This is a genomic window from Paenibacillus sp. J31P13 (genome assembly GCF_056269295.1).
In genome coordinates this window covers 1-16,689 of sequence record NZ_JBWDNR010000021.1, presented here as the reverse complement: position 1 = coordinate 16,689, position 16,689 = coordinate 1, and the positions used below count along the sequence as shown (strand labels likewise).

13 protein-coding genes are annotated in these 16,689 nt (G+C 41.8%); 11 read left to right on the top strand and 2 right to left on the bottom strand.

Annotated elements, in window-relative coordinates:
• The 3 genes from AC0YOD_RS28820 to AC0YOD_RS28810 all read left to right on the top strand — a co-directional run.
• The coding region (locus AC0YOD_RS28820; RefSeq protein ID WP_475802770.1) for a WIAG-tail domain at positions 1 to 1,065 on the top strand (1,065 nt) is incomplete at its 5' end.
• A 234-nt stretch (positions 1,066 to 1,299) separates the two neighbouring features.
• Positions 1,300 to 2,700, top strand: a complete 1,401-nt coding sequence (locus AC0YOD_RS28815) for a glycosyltransferase (protein ID WP_475802769.1) — start codon at positions 1,300 to 1,302, stop codon at positions 2,698 to 2,700.
• A gap of 44 nt (positions 2,701 to 2,744) precedes the next feature.
• Positions 2,745 to 3,002 carry a hypothetical protein gene (locus tag AC0YOD_RS28810; protein WP_475802768.1) on the top strand — a complete coding sequence of 86 codons (258 nt, stop codon included), beginning with the start codon at positions 2,745 to 2,747 and terminating at the stop codon, positions 3,000 to 3,002.
• A gap of 85 nt (positions 3,003 to 3,087) precedes the next feature.
• Here AC0YOD_RS28810 and AC0YOD_RS28805 read toward each other — a convergent pair whose 3' ends face one another.
• Positions 3,088 to 4,107, bottom strand: a complete 1,020-nt coding sequence (locus AC0YOD_RS28805; RefSeq protein WP_475802767.1) for a beta-ketoacyl-ACP synthase 3 — start codon at positions 4,105 to 4,107, stop codon at positions 3,088 to 3,090.
• Between the two features lie 161 nt (positions 4,108 to 4,268).
• Here AC0YOD_RS28805 and AC0YOD_RS28800 point away from each other — a divergent pair, with 161 nt between their 5' ends.
• From AC0YOD_RS28800 to AC0YOD_RS28770, 7 genes are all read left to right on the top strand, one after another.
• A complete protein-coding gene (locus AC0YOD_RS28800; protein ID WP_475802766.1) occupies positions 4,269 to 4,994 on the top strand; it encodes a YhcN/YlaJ family sporulation lipoprotein in 726 nt (241 codons plus the stop codon).
• A gap of 153 nt (positions 4,995 to 5,147) precedes the next feature.
• Positions 5,148 to 6,461, top strand: a complete 1,314-nt coding sequence (locus AC0YOD_RS28795; protein WP_475802765.1) for a nucleotide sugar dehydrogenase — start codon at positions 5,148 to 5,150, stop codon at positions 6,459 to 6,461.
• 539 nt (positions 6,462 to 7,000) lie between these two features.
• Positions 7,001 to 10,810 carry a phospholipid carrier-dependent glycosyltransferase gene (locus AC0YOD_RS28790; protein ID WP_475802764.1) on the top strand — a complete coding sequence of 1,270 codons (3,810 nt, stop codon included), beginning with the start codon at positions 7,001 to 7,003 and terminating at the stop codon, positions 10,808 to 10,810.
• A 16-nt stretch (positions 10,811 to 10,826) separates the two neighbouring features.
• On the top strand, positions 10,827 to 11,840 hold the full coding sequence (locus AC0YOD_RS28785) for a glycosyltransferase family 2 protein (RefSeq protein WP_475802763.1): 1,014 nt from the start codon (positions 10,827 to 10,829) through the stop codon (positions 11,838 to 11,840).
• Positions 11,841 to 11,842: 2 nt separating this feature from the next.
• Positions 11,843 to 12,271, top strand: coding sequence for a GtrA family protein (locus tag AC0YOD_RS28780; RefSeq protein ID WP_475802762.1), 429 nt, complete (start codon positions 11,843 to 11,845; stop codon positions 12,269 to 12,271).
• Positions 12,272 to 12,344: 73 nt separating this feature from the next.
• On the top strand, positions 12,345 to 13,031 hold the full coding sequence (locus AC0YOD_RS28775) for a class D sortase (protein WP_475802761.1): 687 nt from the start codon (positions 12,345 to 12,347) through the stop codon (positions 13,029 to 13,031).
• A 122-nt stretch (positions 13,032 to 13,153) separates the two neighbouring features.
• Positions 13,154 to 13,378: a helix-turn-helix domain-containing protein gene (locus AC0YOD_RS28770; RefSeq protein ID WP_006040330.1), complete on the top strand. Its 225-nt coding sequence runs from the start codon at positions 13,154 to 13,156 to the stop codon at positions 13,376 to 13,378.
• A 248-nt stretch (positions 13,379 to 13,626) separates the two neighbouring features.
• Here the strand turns inward: AC0YOD_RS28770 and AC0YOD_RS28765 are convergent, their stop codons facing one another.
• Positions 13,627 to 14,739: a hypothetical protein gene (locus AC0YOD_RS28765; RefSeq protein ID WP_475802760.1), complete on the bottom strand. Its 1,113-nt coding sequence runs from the start codon at positions 14,737 to 14,739 to the stop codon at positions 13,627 to 13,629.
• A gap of 416 nt (positions 14,740 to 15,155) precedes the next feature.
• Between AC0YOD_RS28765 and AC0YOD_RS28760 the strand changes: the two genes are divergently transcribed.
• Positions 15,156 to 16,496 carry a GGDEF domain-containing protein gene (locus AC0YOD_RS28760; RefSeq protein WP_475802759.1) on the top strand — a complete coding sequence of 447 codons (1,341 nt, stop codon included), beginning with the start codon at positions 15,156 to 15,158 and terminating at the stop codon, positions 16,494 to 16,496.
• Positions 16,497 to 16,689 lie beyond the last annotated feature (193 nt).

The following is a 16,689-nucleotide window of genomic DNA, read 5'->3' as shown; positions in this document are numbered from 1 at the left end:
GTTGGCAGCGTAACGCGAGAGAAGCTTGCCCTTGGAAGTGTAGGAACGGAGCAGCTTTCAGTTGGGAGCGTAGGAGCAGAGCAACTTACGACCGGAAGTATAACCGCAGAAAAGCTTGCGCAGGGAAGTGTGGGAACGGTACAGCTTTCGACGGGCAGCATAACGAGAGAGAAGCTGGCCCCTGGAAGTATAGGAACGGAGCAGCTTTCAGTTGGGAGCGTAGGAGCGGAGCAACTTACGACCGGAAGTATAACCGCAGAAAAGCTTGCGCAGGGAAGTGTGGGAACGGTTCAGCTTTCGGCGGGCAGCGTCACAAGAGAGAAGCTTGCCCTTGGAAGTGTAGGGACGGAGCAGCTTTCAGTGGGGAGCGTAGGGACAAAACAACTTGCAGCGGAAAGTATAACAACGGATAAGCTTGCGCTGGAAAGTGTAAATACGGAGCAGCTCTCAGCGGGTAGTGTGACGTCCGAGAAGCTTGCAGTGGGAAGCGTAGATACAGAGCAGCTATCTGCGAGCAGTGTAACGATGGATAAGCTGGATTACGGAAGTGTAGGCACAAGACAGCTCACGACAGGCAGCGTCACAAGAGAAAAACTAGCGGTGGGAAGTGTAGGAGCAGAGCAGATTGCGCCGGGGAGTATTAGTGCAGATAAACTTGCTCCAGGTGTATTGCCTCAGCTTAATTTGGGATTATCTACAATTCACGGAGAGCATATCGCTGGCGGTGCGATCTCAAGATCTCATATCCAAGATCAGTCTGTAGGGCTTTCAAAGTTGCAGTTCGTACCGATTATTACAACCTCTGTCAGCGGTGTTGTCAAGCAACAGTTCGGATTGTCTCCTTACAGCTTTGGGGTGCAAGAAGAGCAGGTGGAGCTCATTATTTCTTTTGATGAACCTTTTGCGAACACGCAATACGTCTTGACAGTAACAGCAGATAATCCTGCATGTTATGCCGTAGTTCAATCGAAGGCGCTCGATAGAGCTGTCATCGCTATCATTCGCACACGCATCAGCCATGAACCAAAGGGCAGCATAAACTGGATTGCAATCGGCAAAAGCTGAAAACTCTATCCTCTTGCTGACAAACTATCCAAGATGGATTTTGAGTGCCAAACAAAAGGATTTGAACGCGAGATAATTGCGTCCAAATCCTTTGTTTTTTTCAGCAGAAATAAGCTGTGTTTATTTATCGACTATTCATCATGAAGCAGTACGACTGCCGTTACGGAAAAAATGTCTATACATACAATATGATGTTGAAGTCCATGAACTTAAGAAGGATTGGAGAGATCATTGATGAGTCGTAAAAAAAGGCCAGTCCGTCATCTCAAGAGTAATGTTGGATTACGCAATCAAGCAGAAAGACGATTCCAAAAGTATAAACAAGGCTTAGATCAAGGTTATGAGCAAGGGCTGCTGGCAGGTCATGACAATTTTCAGGCTTATTTTGAAGGTACAAGTATTATCCTTCCAGCTTATAACAATGTTGAAGCAATAAAGAGATGTCTGAAAGGGATTATAGCCTATACGGATCTTCCCTATGAGATTATTGTTATCGACGATGGCTCCACGGACAGTCTTGAACCTTATTTAAAGCAATTATCCAGTCACGTTAGATATCGGATTTTAAATAAAAAGATAGGCTTTACCGGCTCTGCTAACAGAGGTTGTATGATGGCGAAGGGAACGACCATCCTGCTATTAAACAACAATATTATTCCAACGCAAAATTGGCTAGAAAATTTATTAATTTGTTTAAATAGCAATGACGCAATTGGAATGGTTGGTCCCATATTAAACGGTTTAAGTGAGGATCAGCAGCTAGGGATCGAATTTGAAGATTTGGATGCGATGCATGAGTTTGCAAGAGGCAATAACGAAAGTGACCCTTCAAGATGGGAACGAGCAGCTTTTTTGAGTAGAGATTGTTTATTATTTCGACGAGAGCTGCTGGAGCGGGTTGGTTATTTGGACGAAGGCTGTCAGGAAGCGCCTTTCGACGTCCGTGATTATTGTCTTCGTGTTCATTTACAGGGTTATACGCTCCAATGTGCTAGAGATGTATATGTTCATCTCGACGAGAAAAGGGTGGAGCAGGAAGCAGCGGAATTAAGAGATATTGAAAATTTGGATAGATCAGCATCGGAAATCTACTATATGGAAAAATGGCAGCATATGAGCGAAAAAAACTTTGATATAGATGCTTTTTTATCCTCTATTCAAGCAATTAGGAAAAAATCAAAGGCTGATAGTGATCCAAAGCTTGGAGAAGCTTTATTTTATCCAATGGAAATGGTTGTAAAAGGGTTAAATGAGTCCCTGTATTGGATAGAAGCCGGCGTAAGAAGACCGATCATCGGTAACTGGGATCAGTCGAACGTTATAAGACTTTCGCAGTTGGATATGTGGAGATGGCCTATTGGAGAACCAGTTGAAGCTACTGAGGTGAGTAAATGCTTAAATGTGGTTCATTATGATGAAAAAGCTGATGCATATCATGGGAAGCGGTATGAGACGAATGAAGGAAAAGCATTTTATCTCGAAAAGGGTAAAAAGCGGTCTATTGTAACCCAACAAGCAGAAAAAGCATGGGGCTTGCATAATGCGCCATTAGCCCAATTATGTGATGCAGATTTGCGTGCTCTCCCCAATGGATTGCCCATTATTGCTCCCATCTTTCTACGTCAACAATTATAATATCCAACTAAAATAAAAACGGTAAGGTTTAGGAGGTTTTAAAATTGCTGAAAAGTAAATGTAAAGCTGCACTGAGAGGTCGGGATAATGATACAGTTTCTCAAAAACGAACCAGCCGAAGCAATTCCAATTACGCGGGCAAAAAAATGCTGCGGCGGCGGAAGCATGTAATTAGACAGCGTTTGACTCAAAAGTTAAACGAGCGCGCTGGCTTAGGATTAACCTTCAATGACGGCTATAACACCGGCTATGCCAAGGGCTTTGAAGATGGACATCAAGCAGCATATGAAGAGCGGTTGTAAACGGCGCTGAGCCTTATATCAAATATCGTACCCAAATAATGCGTAAACGATAATAGGATATAAGGCTGTTTGCAAAGCATACGACTTAGAGAGACCATCGCAAAATAACGCCGGCTTGTGTCAAACCGCCACCAAAGCCATATAGAAGTAAAAGCTGATCCTTTTTTAATTTTCCTTCAATGACGGCTTCGTTAATTGCGAGCGGGATGGATGCGGCAGAGGTGTTGCCAAAACCCTTGATGCTCGAAAGTGTTCGATCCAAGGGGAATCCTGTTCTTTCACATAGAGATTCAATAATGCGCATATTCGCGCTATGCGGGACAAACCAATCAATATCCGAGACTGCCAGACCGCTTCTTTGCAGCAATTCGCTTACTCCTTCTGATACTTTGCTGACAGCCCATTTGTATACCTCTCGACCATTTTGAACAAGAAGTCCGTGCATATGAATGTCATGCTCTCCGATTGCAGATGCTAAGCTGCTGCGATAAAGCAAGTGTCCGCCCGATCCGTCTGTTTTACTTGAGGCAGCAATGACGTTTCCGTATCCGTTATTTGATGCTTCCATAAGAAAAGCAGCAGCCCCATCACCAAATAAAATACATGTCGTACGGTCTGTATAGTCAGTAATTTTGGACAAGCTTTCGGCTCCAATGACCAAAATTTTTCGATATACACCTGAGAGCAGCAAGCCGTTAGCCAACTGAATGGAAGCAGCGAAGCCAGCACACGCCGCTTGAATATCAACGGCGCCAGCATTTTTTATATCAAAATGTGCTTGAACCTGGGAAGCGACGCTTGGAAAAACAGCATCAGGTGTTGAGGTCGCGACAATAATATAGTCAACATCAGTTAGAGCAACGCTGTAGCGTTCAATCATGTTATGAACCGCGGCGAAGCATAAATGGCTTGTGAACTGTTTCTCGGCAGCGATATGCCGCTCTTGAATACCAGTACGCTGTACAATCCATTCATCACTCGTATCGACGAGCTTCTCCAAGTCGGCATTTGTTAAAATTCGCTCGGGAACATACGCGCCGATTGCAGTAACAACAGCGTTGGAGAGAGTAGAAGATGGCTCGTTAACTTTACTTTTTTCGTTCATGCTTCATACACTTCCTTTCGAATTAGTACCAAGTACTAGTAGTTGATCCTAATTTACATCATTCTTTCCGTTAAGTCAATAAAATATGTATAGTTAGGCCCCTCAGAGCGAAAGATAATTAGGGGTCCCCAGCCCCATCAAAATGAATGGAGGATGGCTAAATGCGCAAAAGAATAGCTGCTTTGTCAGTCGGCGTACTGCTTGGTACAATGCTGACAGGCTGTATGGAAAAACACGGCGAGCTAGGCAATAAGGACATCCGTTCGAACAGTATACGATTTGATGCAAACGGCAATTTATTGAAAGATAAAAGATTTGCGAACGACCAGAAAAATGAAATGAACCGTGTGAATGGCCGCAGATTGAACAGCAACAATGTCATCGGCTCGCACAAAAATTATCGTATGGAAATCGATCAAGAAGTAGCCGACAAAATAAAAGCGATGGGTGATGTCAAATCATCCTATGTGATGATGACAGACAGTAATGCTTATGTCGCTGTTTCATTTGATGAGCATGCAGACGGTGTTGATTCAAAAATGCTGAGCAGAACGAACAGCGGTTATTTGGGGAAAGAAGGAACGCGAGTAAGTCGGAAAATGAGCACCTTATCTACAGGTGCGCATATGCTTACAGCTGAAATGAAAGATAAAATTGTTCAGGAAGTAAAACGAGCAAAACCTAAGGTAGGACATGTATACGTTTCTGCAAATCCTGACTTTGTTGGCCGAATGACTTCATATATGAATGATGCAAAACACGGACATCCACTTCAGAGCTATATTGCGGAGTTTAATGCGATGGCAGAGCGTGTCTTCCCCGCAAAATCAAGCGATAATGGAATAAAGTACTTGAGCACTAAGGATCATACTAATATTTACGACTAATCAAAAATCGGAATAATAACGTATTAACGGCTTCTGGATATTGTTCCATAAGCCGTTTTTTTGTGCGAATTTTACTAGCAAACAGCCCAATCTATTAACTTTTTCTTTCATATAATATCTAAGTTAAGCTAGAAGGAGTTGGGATGGTAGATTATGGGTGACGAACGAAACTTAAATAATGGCCATATGAATCGAACGGTTGCTATTGTGGGCTTAGGCTATGTCGGTCTCCCTTTAGCACTCCTTTTTGTCCAGAAAGGCTTTCAAGTAATAGGAATTGATCGGGATCGTTTAAAGATCGAGCAGCTTAGCTGCGGGCAGAGCTATATAACTGAAATCGAAAACCTAAAAATTGAGTCAGCTATAGCATCCAAAAGATTTAAACCAACCAGTCAATATTATGATATCAGTTCTGCTGAAGCGGTTATCATCTGTGTGCCAACCCCGCTAACGGCCAAAGGTACCCCGGATTTGTCTTATTTAAATGGAGCGGCGACAGAAATAAGCAAGCATTTAAAGAAGGGACAGCTCGTTATTTTAGAAAGTTCGACTTATCCTGGCACGACTAGAGAGGTTTTGCTTCCTCTTCTTTGCCAAACTGGATTAATGGTAGGAACTGATTTTCATGCAGCCTACTCACCAGAGCGCGTAGATCCAGGTAATAAAAATTATCCAATTGGAATCATTCCGAAGGTGGTAAGCGGAATCACAGCACAGTGTTTATCTAGAGCGGAGCAATTATACAGGGAAGTATTTAGCGAAGTTCATACGGTCTCCTCTACTGATGCAGCAGAAATGACAAAAATATTAGAAAATGCTTATCGATTGATCAATATATCTTTTATTAATGAATTAGCTATGATATGCGATGTTTTAGGTTTGAATGTATGGGAAATAATTGATGCCGCCAGCACGAAGCCTTTCGGCTATAAAGCTTTTTACCCGGGACCGGGGATTGGGGGGCATTGCATACCTGTTGATCCCTCCTATTTGGAATGGAAAATTAATCAATATGATATCCAGTCGAGTTTCATTGGAGCAGCAAATAGAATTAATGATCTGATGCCTCTATATGTTACTAGCCAGCTTAAGAAACATTTGGCTCCAAAATCGATTGATAATGCCAAAATATTAGTTTACGGCATCACATATAAGCCAGACATAGCAGATCAGAGGGAATCAGCTTCTGTACAATTGATTAGAATGCTGCAGCTTCAGGGGGCAAGTGTTGCTTACCATGATCCTTATGTTCCAGTTTTGGAAATGGGAGATCACAAGCTTGCAAGCTCGCCGATAACTTGCGATGCATTAAAGGATCAAGATTGCGTTGTCATTGCAACGGATCATTCAAGCATTCCTATTACCTTTCTGCTGGAGCATAGCCGCTTTATTTATGATACGCGCAATGTGACGGGAGGATTGAGGGGGAAAGCCAAAATTGTAAGGCTCGGAGGCGGAGACTTATAACGAAGGAGGGAATTGATGAATCTAGCAGTTGAAGCGAATCAATAAGATTGTTCTGAAATTAGACATATGAACGGTTTCCTACGAATCTTGGCCATCATAGTATATGGCATGTGAGAAGAAGGTCAAACTACGGGGAATGACAATCTGCTGCATAGGGTTATCATTTGCAATTTAATAGAAAAAATGGAATAAAAGATGATAGGCTATCTTTATTTCATATCTATTACTGAGCTATAATAAGCTTAGAGATGCCCTTCACTTGTATTTTCGTTGGTTGAATAGAAAAGGTGAGGTTTTGTATAGGATCGTTCGCTGAGCTTCCACAGCAACTTATGCATGCGCAGCTACGAATGGTAAACTGTCGGTACGCCATATCCGGCAGTTTTTCTATTTTAAAAATAGTATGTACCAGAAGTCTGAATAAATTGGGATTTTCGCCCCTTAATTGTGTTGACCCTGCTAGTATTATCCTATACAGTGATAATGTATTTCACTATTAAAGCTTATAATAATGCCGATATGAGGTGGAAATTAGATTAATGCTAAAATTATCGTTTCGCACTGCAATCACACTTCTTCTCCTCACTCTACTTTGGCCAGCTGTTGTCGGTCATGCAGCCAATAATCTTCTGAAAAATGGAAGCTTCGAGAATGTAACTAACGGTGTCCCAGACGAGTGGAGCCACAATGCATACTTAATGGAAGAACATATAACGAATTACACGCTTGATGAGAACGAGACACACACAGGTACATATTCGATTGTTCTTGAGAATAAAGAAGCAAATCATTCACGTTGGACACAGACCGTAAATGTTAAACCGAAAACCGTATACAAGCTATCCGGTTATGTGAAGACAGAAAATATAGGTCCTGCAGCTGTCGGCGCCTTATTTTACGTGGATGGCGTGGCTGTAAACTACCCGGAAGTAAAAGATACGAATGGCAAATGGGTGTATGTACATTTCTACGGAAAAACAGGCAAGGATCAGAAGAGCATTGTTTTTGGTGCCAGCCTGGGCGGCTATGGAAGCATTAATACGGGAAAAGCTTACTTTGATGATCTGAGTATCGAGAAAGTATCGAATGCGCCAGGAGGCGCTGAGGTATTCAGCTTAACTGGAACGGAGATAAGCCCTGAACCCGAAGAGGCTGTTGCAGTTGGATCTGTTCTCCCCTTGCTGGCGGGCATCCTTTTGTTTGTCGCACTATTTATGATTGTATATACGAAGCTGCTTCGTGATCGAAGCTGGTTGAAGGACAAGCTAACGCATCAACAAATTGGGGTAGCTGTAGTTCTGCTTGCAGCTCTAATTGTTCGAGTTCTTATTGCAATATCGAATAAGGGCTATGCCAATGACATCGCTCTGTTTATGTCTTGGGCCAATCATGTGCTGACTCAGGGGCTCTCGGGTTTTTATAACTCAGGGACGTTCGTGGATTATCCTCCAGGCTATATGTATGTCCTCTATCTGTTAGGGGCGATCAAGAGCTTCCTATCGCTTGATACGGCTTCAAATGCTGCGTTATTGCTGTTCAAAATGCCAGCTATATTAGCGGATTTGATTGCTGGTTATATGATATTCAAGTGGACGCGGAAGAAGGCAAGCTTCTCCTTTTCTATTGGACTAGCCCTGCTGTATTTATTCAATCCTGCTATTATCGTCGATTCGGCTGCATGGGGCCAAGTGGACTCCATCTTTGCATTGGTACTTGTGCTCTCGATCCATGGCCTATCGGATAACAAAATCGAGCGCGCCTCCGTATGGTTTGCTATCGCGGCATTAATTAAACCTCAAGCATTTATTTTCATGCCGGTGCTGCTGCTGTGGTTTGTTTATCGGAGGGATTGGAAGCAGGTTTTAGTAAGTGCCTTTTATGGCTTTGGTACTTTTATCGTGCTTGCATTGCCCTTCTTCTGGGGAAATGGAGGCTTAACTTCGCTGATTGATTTATATAAAGGAACGTTATCCTCTTACCCGTATGCTACGCTTAATGCATTTAATATTTATGCACTCAGCAATGCCAATTGGAAGCCGCTAACTGAAACGTGGCTGTTCCTTCCTTTGCAGATATGGGGGACTATATTTATTTTGGGGGCAGTGGCGCTTGCTTCTTACTTTGGGTTGAAGAAGCGGGATATTAATCCTTCCAGCCGTCTCTTTTATGTGGCAATGATATTAATTGCTGTAGTATTTATGGGTGTTACGAAAATGCATGAGCGTTATATGTTTCCTATCATGCTGCTCGCAGTTGCAGCGTTTATCCAAACCTTTGATCGCAGATTACTGACGCTTTACGTTGGATTCAGTTTGACGAATTTCGTGAATATGGCTTATGTGCTTGATTATAGTAAAGTGACCACGAACGTTCCGTTTAACAGCCTTGTTTTCATATGCTCTGCGGCAAATGTAGAATTACTGCTATACATGGTTTATATCGGTTATGATAGTTATATACGCGGCAGAATAAAGCCGATCGAGCCGATTATGGAGTCAGAGAAGCAAGAGGCTGACTTCAACATGTTGTCAGAATTCAAAGTAGAGAGTGTTTCAAGAGTAAACCAAGAGTCCAAGAGATTGAGTCGCAAGGATTGGATTTGGATGGGGAGCATTACACTTCTCTATGCGCTTGTTGCCCTGTATCAGCTTGGCGACATGAAGGGACCAAAAACGGTCTGGCAGCCAGCAACGGTTGGAGAAAGCTTTACTGTTGATCTTGGCGATGTAAAGCAGCTTGACCGAATCAATACCTTTGGCGGCGTTGGCACAGGTAAATATAAATATGAATTTAGCAATGACGGTATCTCTTGGGATAATGTGATGGAGATCGAAAGCAGCCATGTTGCCGTCTTTAAGTGGAATACTCAGCTGGCAGCCCTCAAAGCGCGTTATATTAAGCTATCGAATGTACAAACAGGCTTCTCCATGCATGAGTTTGCCGTATATGAGCAAGGCAGCAAAAAGCCGCTGTCGATACTTGGAGTGACAGAGCTGGAGGCAACCGCTCCTACAAGAGGAAGCATTACTTCCTTGTTTGATGAGCAGGAGCTTGCTAGGTATGAAGCGACATTTATGAACGGCTCTTATTTTGATGAGATCTATCATGCAAGAACGGCGTATGAGCATATAGAGGGTATTGTAGCCTATGAGAACACGCATCCACCGCTAGGGAAACTGATTATTGCGATTGGCATTAAGCTGTTTGGACTCAATCCGTTTGGCTGGCGTATTGCAGGTACCTTGTTCGGTATTCTTATGCTGCCGCTAATGTATTTGTTTGCGAAAAGATTGTTTGGACGTTCTGTTTATGCGATCACAGCAACGGCATTGTTCGCAGTTGATTTTATGCACTTTACACAAACACGTATAGCGACGATTGATGTGTATGGCGTGTTTTTCATTATGCTGATGTTCTATTTCATGCACAAATATAACAAGCTGAGCTTTTACCGTGTTAAGCTTGGCGTTACGCTGATGCCGCTGTTTTTGGCGGGACTGTTTTTTGGAATTGGGGTAGCTTCAAAATGGATAGTGCTGTACGGCGGGGCAGGCCTAGCTGTAATGTTAGGCATTTCCTTGTATGAGCGTTACAAGCAGTATGCGGCTGCTAAGCGGATACTGAAATCGAACGATGAGCAGACACCTATTTTTATGAAAGAAAAGCTGCAGCATATCGTTAGTGTGTTTCCGCGATATACATTCATTACACTAGCCGTTTGTCTTGTCTTTTATATTGTGATTCCAGCGGCGATCTATGCCCTATCCAACATTCCGGTGCTGACCGTTATGAGTGAAGGGTATACGCTGCAAAGTCTTATTGATTATCAGAAGCATATGTTCAGCTATCACAGCAAGCTGGTCTCAACGCATCCGTTCTCCTCCACTTGGTGGGAATGGCCGTTTATGAAACGTCCGGTTTGGTATTATTCAGGCGATAATTTGCCTGCTGGTCTTAAATCAACGATTGTAGCAATGGGCAATCCGGTTATTTGGTGGGCTGGTATTTTTGCAATGCTGGCAACAATATGGATAAGTATAAAGCGCAGAGACAAAGCTATCTATACGATATGGATTGCATTTTTAGCCCAATATATTCCATGGATGCTCGTTACGCGGCTAACGTTCCTCTATCATTATTTTGCAATGGTGCCGTTTATCATTCTTAGCTTGGTGTATATATTCAAGCTGCTGGAAGAAAGAAATGAAAAGTTTAAGCACTTGCGGAACGGATTTGTCATTGCAGCGATCTTGCTATTTATTATGTTTTTCCCAGCGTTATCCGGCATGACCGTAAAAACCTGGTATGTCGATTATATGCTGCGCTGGTTCCCAAGCTGGTTATTTTAAGAAAGGAGGCTGTTGAATGAAACGTCCAACTGTGAAATGCAAGTACACTGTTGTTATTCCTATGTTTAATGAAGAAGCGGTAATTGAATATACGTATGAACGGCTCAAACAAGTTATGGAGCTAACAGGGGAGCCGTATGAGCTTCTCTTCGTAAATGATGGAAGCAAGGATCGAACCGTTGAATTGATATCCACGATTTGCGATTTTGACCCTAGCGTTCGACTCATTAACTTCTCTCGAAATTTTGGGCATCAGATTGCAATCTCTGCCGGTATGGATTATGCGCAGGGGGATGCGATCGTTGTGATCGATGCGGACCTTCAGGACCCGCCAGAGGTCATTTTAGACATGATTGCCAAGTGGAAGGAAGGTTATGAGGTCGTTTACGGCAAGCGCTTAGAGCGCAAGGGAGAGACCGTATTTAAGAAGCTCACAGCCAAAATATTTTATCGTACGCTGCGCAGTCTGACCAATGTAGATATACCTGTTGATACAGGTGACTTTCGACTCATTGATCGCAAGGTATGTGATGTGCTGCGTGGTCTGAAGGAAAAAAATCGGTTTGTACGAGGCTTGGTAAGCTGGGTTGGTTTTCGGCAGACGATGGTTGAATATGTTCGCGAGGAACGTTTCGCAGGCGAAACCAAATATCCGCTGAAAAAAATGATTGCTTTTGCAATAGACGGCATTACGTCCTTCTCATACAAGCCTTTGAAAATTGCAACTTATGCAGGCTTTTCCTTATCGATCAGCTGTTTCCTATACTTGCTCGTTGTCGTATTTCAGAAGCTGTTCACGGGAAGCACGGTACCGGGCTGGGCATCCATGATCGCAATTAGTTTACTATTTAATGGTATTATATTAATGATTCTGGGACTTATTGGCGAGTATATTGGACGCATCTATGATGAATCCAAAAACAGGCCGTTGTATATTGTACGCGAGCTGCAGGGCTATCCTGAAAATGAGCATAACGGAACGATGAACCATGAAAGTTCTGGCCCCGAACGAAAGAAAGAGTATGTCTAGTTATGTCTAGTTCGCAGTTGAAGAAAGTCGCTTATCAATTTATTACATTTAACCTCGTTGGTTTACTTAATACTCTCATCGATTTTATTGTGTTCACCGTGTTGATTTGGTTCGGCTTTTATTATTTGCTCGCTCAGATTCTTGCCTACAGCGCTGGGATGATTAACAGTTTCTTGCTCAATAGCCGATATACCTTCGGTAAGGACGATTCAGCTTCAAAAAGGTCATTTGATTCCAAATTAAGCGGCAGATTTGTTTTGTGGAATGGAATTCTACTTGGCATCTCTCTGCTGCTGCTTGCTGCTTTAACAAAGTGGTGGGGGATGGATGCGCTGATGGGCAAAATAATCGTTACAATTGTAACGGTAGTGCTAAACTTTTACGGCAGCAAAAAATGGGTTTTCGTATCGAAGCAGCGCGGGGTGGAATAATCATTTCCCATTACATAATAGAATAGAAAATAGAATAGAAAGAGATAAAGAGGGCTTCAAGGAAGGTGGGGAAATGAGAAGAATATTATCTTATACACTCGTCGTACTGGGGATTATGGTTCTCCTCTATCCGAAAGCAAATGAATGGTACAGCAATAGGCAGCAAGAGAAGCTGATGGCGGAATGGGAGCAAGCAAGCTTCGATGAGATCGCTCAGCAGCAAGCCCAGCAGCAGTATGAGCTTTTAACCGATTTGTTTAACGAGGAGACGTCGAACAATAATCTAGATAGTCCGGTTATTGGTGAAGGGAGTACGGATGCCCCAACCGAAACGCCGGCACTCACTGCTACTCCGACACCTGCTCCAAAGCTAACCCCGATTGCAACGATTAACATTGCCAAAATTAAGCTCAAGCTGCCCGTTGTTGAGGGAGCCACTCAGAGAAATATGAAGTCTGCAACTGCCCATTTGAAGGAAACAACGGATATTGGTCAGATTGGTAATGCAGCCATTGCGGGACATCGAATGCGGGCGAAGGGCAAGCTTTTCAATCGGTTAGGCGAGATTGAGGTCGGAGATAAAATCGTCGTCGACACAAAGGACCAATCGTTTACGTATACCGTCTATAAAGTATCTATTGTTGAGCCAGATGATGTATCAGTTCTCAACTATAACAACAAAGACAAGCTGCTTACGCTCATCACATGCGACCCCATTGTGAATCCAACCCATCGTTTGATCATCCACGCAAAAATGTAAGGGAGCGGAGCCCATTTTCTCCGCAGACAGCACCAATGATATCGCCCCTTCATAGTATAAGTTGACTGTATCCCTTAACCTTGTTAAACCATAAAAACCCGCGCAAGGAGGGGTGACAAACATTGAAGGGTAGCGACCATAAGAGTAAATTTTTATTGACGCATCGTGAACGCGAGGTATTCGAGCTGTTAGTACAGGATAAGACAACAAGAGATATTGCTCAGCAGTTATTCATCAGCGAGAAGACTGTCCGCAACCATATTTCTAATGTCATGCAAAAGTTGAATGTAAAGGGTCGTTCGCAAGCGGTTGTCGAGCTTATAAAGCTTGGTGAGTTACAAATCTAACATATGAATATATGGAGGCAGCATAGTGATATGCTGTCTTGTTTTGTATGCGGTTTACATTATAGGTGTGAGTGGTGACAAACATTGAAGGGTAGAGACCGTATGAGTATGTTTTTTAAAGGCGTACTTTGAAGGAGTGGTATTAGAGATGCTGGTAATGGATAAAACGATATGAAATACTATAGAGTTATTATTATCTGTTTCAGAAGGTCATGACATCCCGAAACAGATACAGATACATATGCTTTTTAAGCGCTTCGAGTTGATCCACTTGGATCGTTTGATATTTTATCTAGAAAATCAGGAATAAATCTTTCGCTAAACCCAGCTATAATCCCGAATATGCACATCACTGATAGGCTGTTTGAAGGGAGTATTGTTGAAATAATATTAGATTTGATCAAGATTATTAAAACGATTCCAAAAATCATACCCATAAATAATCGAGTAACACCTTGAATTAGAAAGTTTTGGAAAGGTGCTAAAAAATCAATTTCAATTTTATTGTTTCGTTGAATAATTGATATTAGTGATCCCAGAGCACCAGTGGTTATACCAATAATTAAATGAGATATATCAGTGTCAATTTTTAATATGTAAAAATATAGCGGAATACATGCGGAAAACAACAAAATAGTAAAAACAAACATATATAGAAAATGTATTAGTTTTGCATGAGCAGAGGCTCTTGAGTATATAAAAGATTCAATATTATTAAAGTATTCTATTGGATTGGTTTTTTGGTCCGAGCTAAAGGCGTTACTTAAAGCAGTAGCTAATTGAAGATGTGCCAATCGACTTTGTTTACCTGAAAGACTAACCTGGATAATTGATTTTAATCTTCTACATTCACTTAATGCAGGATATATTCTCTCTGGGGTATCTATATGCCAGTGTGATACCGTTCCGTCTTCGTTTATGTATACCTCATAAAGAGGTGATCTACTAACGACGATTGTTTTTTCATTAATTTTTTCATCGATAAATTCTTCTGCAGTTTTAAAAAAAACGTCAAGATTAGTTTTTTCACTGAACGGTGGTGAAAGAGCTGCTGAGATAGCTGATCTTATTGCGTTGTGACATTGTGCCCAATGTTTCCTATTAATCCTTGTATTCATTAGAGATTGCATTTCGTATACTCTAGAAAAGGCATCTCTAATATAAGGACTGCTTTCTTCAATGGTCCAACTTAAAATGCTTTTATACGCATATATAGCAATTTTATCAGTTTTGAAAATTAAAGCCTTCTTGGTGTGATCAATGGATTGAGCAATTGGAGGGGGATCCTTTGGTATAGGTGGGGATGACTCATTTTGATCATTTTGCCCTGAATTTAAATCAATAATATTATCTAATGACATAAAAAACACTCCTTTTTCAATTTAGTATAACATTTTACTTTGTTTTGTAATAAAAAATTAATAATAAAAGAAATATAATTCTCTTTTTCTAAATAGGAGAAAAATACAAACTATTTTTTGGATGAGATTGAATTGGATTTTGCCAAGAATAAGTATTTAGTTCTAGGTAATACGTTAAATTCGTTAGTGAAGCATTTTGAAAAAACTTGTGTTTAAATATTCCATTGTAATTATAATGAAAAGAATAAACTATTCCTTAGTACATACTTAAATTGATTATGTTCTTAAATTAGTTAAAAATAATATTTTTATTATTGAATATATTATCATTCGAGAATTCTGTTTTATTCTTTAATAAGTGTTCCTGTACTGACGAGTATTGAGCGAGTATGATCTACTTAGGGGAGTGATACTTTATGTCCGCAATAAACAATGAAAATAATCAAATAAATATCGGCATCATCGGGCCTCCTAACATCGTAGAACAAATTTTGCGGGTGCTGGAAACCTTTCCATCCTTTGCTCCAATTCCTCTTATTCTTCGTCAGGGAGACGATGCATCAGCACTTGCCGAAGGGTTGGAGGATAAGGTTGAAGTCGTTCTCATATCCGATTCTCGTACACACCGCAAAGTAAAAGAGAAGCTTAACGTGTCCATACCGGTGCATCATGTACCGATTACGGATGCAGGATTATATAAAGCATTATTTAACGCACTATTTTCAGGCAAAATGGGCGGCGGAATTTCTGTCGATACGTTGACGGAAACGATGGTCAATCGAACATTAACAGGCTTAGGCATAACAGAAACAAAGTCGAAGATCTATGACGGTCCTCCCTATGCATCCAAGGACAAGCTTGTGCAATTTCATAAGGACCAGTTTGAGTCAGGAGCCTGTTCCATCGCAATTACAGGGGTGGAGGATGTAGCACTTGAACTGGACAAGCTGGGGATTCCAAATGAATGGTTAGTGCCATCTGATCAGGATATCGTAGTTACGCTTGAGCGAGCGCTTCTCTCCACCGAAACTCGCCGCAGTAAGGAAGCACAGATTGTGGTTGGCGTATTAAATATCGATAATTTTGAGAAAATGGCATTAAAACGGGGCAGTGAGCATGAGGTTCAGAAGCTAAAGCTGAACATTCACCGAATGGTTTTGGATTATGTAGAATCTCTGGACGGTTACTTGACTCATTTGGGCGGAGATGAATACCTTTTCTTTACAACGCGAGGTATTTTTGAGCGGGAAACAGGCGGTTATAAGACCATTCCTCTCGCAAAAGATGTGAATAAAACGTATGAGGTATCGATGAGTATTGGGGTAGGCTTTGGACGTTCTGCAAATGAAGCAGGCACAAATGCGAGAATCGCTATGCGTAAATCGAAAGAAGCCGGAGGAAATACATGCTTCATAGTAAGAGAGGACGGGACGCTAATTGGTCCTTTGGAAACGGCAGATCCGGTTCGGAACGTACTGTCATTTACGGATGCTGAGCTGATTAAACGTGCGGAAGATGCCGGTATGACTAGTGCCTATTTGAGTAAGCTGCTCCACAATAGAGCTCGATTCGGAAAATATGAATATAAGGTGCATGAGCTGGCAACCTTGCTTGATATTACAGTGAGAAGCGCCCATCGCTTGCTGCTGCTATGGATAGATAACGAGCTAGTTGATATTGCAGGCATGGAAAAGGTGCCGCGTGGCAGACCCAGACAAATATTTAAGTTTTCTTTTTTGCAGAAGAGCCCTTCATGAGGGCTCTTTTTAATTTGTTACTGACAATCAGATGAGGGTTAGTGATTCGTTTGAGATTGTAAGCTTAATAATACTGATTCTAACTCTAACTGACTCTAACTGACTCTAACTGACTCTAACTGACTCTAACTGACTCTAACTGACTCTAACTGACTCTAACTGACTCTAACTGACTCTAACTGACTCTAACTGA

What these genes read in the sequence shown, in the direction of transcription:
- AC0YOD_RS28815 (WP_475802769.1), top strand. Translation starts at nt 1,300, where the DNA reads ATGAGTCGTAAAAAAAGGCCAGTCCGTCATCTCAAGAGTAATGTTGGA.
- AC0YOD_RS28805 (WP_475802767.1), bottom strand. Translation starts at nt 4,107, where the DNA reads ATGAACGAAAAAAGTAAAGTTAACGAGCCATCTTCTACTCTCTCCAAC.
- AC0YOD_RS28800 (WP_475802766.1), top strand. Translation starts at nt 4,269, where the DNA reads ATGCGCAAAAGAATAGCTGCTTTGTCAGTCGGCGTACTGCTTGGTACA.
- AC0YOD_RS28795 (WP_475802765.1), top strand. Translation starts at nt 5,148, where the DNA reads ATGGGTGACGAACGAAACTTAAATAATGGCCATATGAATCGAACGGTT.
- AC0YOD_RS28790 (WP_475802764.1), top strand. Translation starts at nt 7,001, where the DNA reads ATGCTAAAATTATCGTTTCGCACTGCAATCACACTTCTTCTCCTCACT.
- AC0YOD_RS28785 (WP_475802763.1), top strand. Translation starts at nt 10,827, where the DNA reads ATGAAACGTCCAACTGTGAAATGCAAGTACACTGTTGTTATTCCTATG.
- AC0YOD_RS28780 (WP_475802762.1), top strand. Translation starts at nt 11,843, where the DNA reads ATGTCTAGTTCGCAGTTGAAGAAAGTCGCTTATCAATTTATTACATTT.
- AC0YOD_RS28775 (WP_475802761.1), top strand. Translation starts at nt 12,345, where the DNA reads ATGAGAAGAATATTATCTTATACACTCGTCGTACTGGGGATTATGGTT.
- AC0YOD_RS28765 (WP_475802760.1), bottom strand. Translation starts at nt 14,739, where the DNA reads ATGTCATTAGATAATATTATTGATTTAAATTCAGGGCAAAATGATCAA.
- AC0YOD_RS28760 (WP_475802759.1), top strand. Translation starts at nt 15,156, where the DNA reads ATGTCCGCAATAAACAATGAAAATAATCAAATAAATATCGGCATCATC.